Raw genomic sequence first — 3811 nt, 5'->3', positions numbered from 1 at the left:
GGTCTCATCCCAGCAGCCGGTCGAGGGTGATGGGAATGTCGCGCACCCGCACGCCGGTGGCGTGCCAGACCGCGTTGGCGATGGCGCCGGCGGTGCCGGTGATGCCGATCTCGCCGACCCCCTTGATGCCCAGCGGGTTCACGTGCGGATCGTGCTCCTCCACCAGGATCGCCTCCATCGCGGGCACGTCGGCATTCACCGGGATGTGGTACTCGGCCAGATTCCCGTTCATCACCCGGCCGGAGCGCGGATCGAGCATCGCGTGCTCGTGCAGGGCCAGGGACACGCCCCAGATCATGCCGCCGTAATACTGGCTGCGCACGAGGTGCGGGTTGATGATCCGCCCGGCCGCGAAGGCACCGACGAGGCGCGTCACCCGGATCTGGCCGAGGTCGGGGTCGACCTTCACCTCCGCGTAGACCGCCCCGTGGGCGTGCATCGCGTAGGTCTTCTGCGCGGCGGGATCGCCCTGCCCCTGTCCCTTCGCCTCGACGGAGGTCTTGCCGGCGCGGGCTAGGATCTCGCCGAAGGATTCGGAGCGGGCGGGGTCGTCCCGGCGGGCGAGGCGGCCGTCGGCGGCGGTGACGCCGGCATTGCCGGCGCCGTAGAGGGGGGAGGCGCGGTCGTTGACGGCGAGCTGCGCCAGGGCCGCGATGGCGCCCTTCGCTGCGTTGTCCACCGCCGTGCCGCTGGTGGCGGTGCCGGTCGAGCCACCGGCCAGGCCGCCGTTCGGCAGGTTCGAATCGCCGATGCGCAGTTCGATCCGCTCGATCGGAAGCCCGAGCCCGTCGGCGCCGATCTGCGCCAGCACGGTCCAGGCACCCTGGCCCATGTCCTGGGCTGCGGTCTCGATGAGACCCGTGCCGTCGGCCCGGAGCGTGGCGCGGGCCTCGCCCTGCATCATTCCGGCCGGGTAGGTGGCGGTGCCGAGACCCCAGCCGACGAGGAGCCCGTCGGCGTCGCGCATCTGGCGCGGCTGCCGGGGGCGGGAGGCCCAGCCGAAGCGCTCGGCGCCTTGGGCGTAGCATTCGCGCAGGGCCTTCGAGGAGAACGGCCGATGGCTGATCGGCTCCACCTCGGCGTAGTTGCGCAGGCGGATCTCCAGGGGATCGAGGTCGAGTTCCAGGGCCAGCTCGTCGAGGGCGCTCTCCACCGCGACGCTGCCCGAGGCCTCGCCGGGGGCGCGCATGAAGATCGGGGTGCCGATATCGGCCCGGGAGACCGCGTGCGTCGTGGCGATCGCGCCCGCCGCGTAGAGGTGGCGCGAGAGGATGCCGGAGGGCTCGACGAAGTCGTCGTACCGGCTCGTCAGGGTCAGGGTGTGGTGGTCGAGGGCGGTCAGCGTGCCGTCGCGGGTGGCGCCCAGCTTCAGGGTCTGGCGCGTGGCGGCGCGGTGGCCGACGGGGCCGAACATCTGCTCGCGCCGGGTCACCAGCTTGACCGGGCGCCCGACGAGCTTGGCCGCCATGATCCCGAGGATCTGCGGCGCGGTGACGAAGCCCTTCGAGCCGAAGCCGCCGCCGAGATAGTGGCAGACCACGTGGATGTTCTCTTGCGGGATGCCGAACAGCCCGGCGAGCCGGCCCTTGGCGATCCAGAGCGCCTGGGTCGGCGTGTACAGGGTCAGGCGGTCGCCGTCCCACTCCGCTACGCTCGAATGGGGCTCCAGGGCGTTGTGGTACTGCGAGGCCGTGTCGTAGGTCGCCTCGATCCGGGCCTCGGCCGCCGCCATGCCGGCGGCGATGTCGCCCGAGCCCTCGTCGGTGGCGGAGCCCGCCCCGATGGTCTCGGGTGCGAACACCTCGCCGGCCCCGAGAGCGACGCTGACGGCCTCCGATTCGTAGCGGGGTGCGAGCAGGGTCGCGCCCTCGGTGGCGGCCTCCAGGGTCTCGGCGATGACCACCGCGATCGGCTGATTGGCGTAGCGCACGCCGTCGTTCTGCAGAAGGTCGAGGCGGAACGCGAAGGGATTGTCCTTCATGTCCGGCGACTTGGCGAGCGCCGGGGCGTTCTCCGGCGTCATCACCGCGACGACGCCGGGATGCGCTTCCGCCGCCGCGACGTCGAGATGGGTGACCCGGCCGCGGGCGATCGCACTCACCGCCATCACCGCGTGGGCGAGGCCCTCGGGCCGGAAATCCGCGCTGTAGCGGGCTGACCCCGTGATCTTGGCGTGGCCGTCGCGCCGGGTGAGCGGCTGGCCGATGGAGGCGCCGTGGCGCTGACGCTCAGGCATGGGGCAGGGCTCCGGCCGAGGGGGTAGGGGCGAACGGGCTGGCAGGCAGGGCGGGGACGCGGTCCGGCGTGCCGGCGGCCGCCAGGGTGAGCGCGCGCACCACGATGCGGCGGGCAAGCTCGATCTTGTAGCCGTTGTCCCCCGAGGGTCTGGCATCCGCCAGCGCCGCCTCGGCCGCCCGGGCGAAGGTCTCCGGGGCCGGCACGGCACCGGCCAGCAGGCGCTCGGCCTCCCGGGCGCGCCAGGGCTTCAGGGCGACGCTGCCGAGCGCGATGCGGGCTTCCCCGATCCGATCGCCGTCCATCCGCAGACCGATGGCCGCCGAGACCACCGCGAAGGCGTAGGAGGTGCGCTCGCGGACCTTGAGGTAGCGGCTGTGCCCGGCGAAGTGCTCCGCCTCGGGCGGCAGGGTGACGGCGACGACGAGCTCGCCCGGCTCCAGCACGGTCTCGCGCTGAGGCGTGTCGCCGGGCAGGCGGTGGAACGCCTCCAGGGGCACGGAGCGCGCCCCGCCCGGCCCCTCGATCTCCACGCTGGCGTCCAGCGCCGCGAGCGGCACGCAGAAGTCCGATGGATGGGTGGCGATGCAGTGCTCGGTCCAGCCGAGCACCGCGTGGCTCCGCGTGACGCCGCCGAGGGCGGCGCAGCCGGCGCCGGGGTCGCGCTTGTTGCAGGCGCTGGCGGTGTCGTAAAAGTATTGGCAGCGGGTCCGCTGCAGCACGTTGCCGGCGGTGGTGGCGGCGTTGCGCAACTGGCCCGAGGCGCCCGAGAGCAGGGCCTCCGCCAGCGCCGGGTAGCGCCGGGCGATGCTCGCGTCGTGTGCGAGGGCCGCGTTGCGCACCAGGGCGCCGATCCGGGTCGAACCGTCGGCGCCGCGCTCGATCCGGTCGAGACCGGGCAGGCGGGTGATGTCCACGAGGCTGTCCGGCCGGGTGACGCCGCCCTTCATCAGGTCGACGAGATTGGTGCCGGCGGCGAGATAGGCGGCCCCGGGCTGGCCGGCGGCCGCGACCGCCTCGGCGACGCTGGTCGCGCGGATGTAGTCGAAGGCCTTCACGCCGCATCCTCCGCGAGCTGGCGGCCGGGCAGGACGTCCGGCCCCGCGATCGCCGTGTGGGCGGCGAGCACCGCCTGCGTGATGCCCGCATAGGCGCCGCAGCGGCAGAGATTGCCGCTCATGCCCTCGCGCACCCGCTCGGGGTCACCCCCGGTCTGGCCCTCCTGGATCAGCCCGACCGCGCTCAGGATCTGGCCCGGGGTGCAGAAACCGCACTGGAAGCCGTCATGCTCGAGGAAGGCGGCCTGGACGGGGTGCAGGGCGTCGCCCTCGGCGAGACCTTCGATCGTGGTGATCGAGGCCCCGTCGTGACTGACGGCGAGCGCCAGGCAGGCATTCACCCGGAGGCCGTCGACCAGGACGGTGCAGGCGCCGCACTGGCCCCGGTCGCAGCCCTTCTTGGCCCCGGTGAGGTCGAGGCGCTCGCGCAGAAGGTCGAGGAGGGTGACGCGCGCATCCTCCAGGACGATGCTGCGCGCCGCACCGTTCACGGTCAGCGTGATGGAAAAGCTCATGCG

At 73.2% G+C, this 3811-nt stretch carries 3 protein-coding genes; all 3 read right to left on the bottom strand.

Annotated elements, in window-relative coordinates; translation table 11 throughout:
- Positions 1 to 4: 4 nt before the first annotated feature.
- Genes K2X24_RS10420 through K2X24_RS10410 form a run of 3 tightly spaced genes read right to left on the bottom strand, consistent with a single transcriptional unit; the run spans position 5 to position 3808 of the window.
- Positions 5 to 2236, bottom strand: a complete 2232-nt coding sequence (locus K2X24_RS10420) for a xanthine dehydrogenase family protein molybdopterin-binding subunit (protein ID WP_292497574.1) — start codon at positions 2234 to 2236, stop codon at positions 5 to 7.
- Complete coding sequence (locus tag K2X24_RS10415; RefSeq protein WP_292497571.1) at positions 2229 to 3293, bottom strand: xanthine dehydrogenase family protein subunit M; 1065 nt, start codon at positions 3291 to 3293, stop codon at positions 2229 to 2231. The genes K2X24_RS10420 and K2X24_RS10415 overlap by 8 nt, the downstream gene beginning before the upstream one ends.
- Positions 3290 to 3808, bottom strand: a complete 519-nt coding sequence (locus K2X24_RS10410; protein WP_292497576.1) for a (2Fe-2S)-binding protein — start codon at positions 3806 to 3808, stop codon at positions 3290 to 3292. The genes K2X24_RS10415 and K2X24_RS10410 overlap by 4 nt, the downstream gene beginning before the upstream one ends.
- Between the last annotated feature and the right edge of the window lie 3 nt (positions 3809 to 3811).

Origin of the sequence: Methylobacterium sp., from assembly GCF_019750675.1 — a bacterium.
Taxonomy (GTDB): Bacteria; Pseudomonadota; Alphaproteobacteria; order Rhizobiales; family Beijerinckiaceae; genus Methylobacterium.
Note: the sequence above shows the minus strand (reverse complement) of the source record. Positions and strands in the feature narration are given on the sequence as shown.

What these genes read in the sequence shown, in the direction of transcription:
- K2X24_RS10420 (WP_292497574.1), bottom strand. Translation starts at nt 2,236, where the DNA reads ATGCCTGAGCGTCAGCGCCACGGCGCCTCCATCGGCCAGCCGCTCACC.
- K2X24_RS10410 (WP_292497576.1), bottom strand. Translation starts at nt 3,808, where the DNA reads ATGAGCTTTTCCATCACGCTGACCGTGAACGGTGCGGCGCGCAGCATC.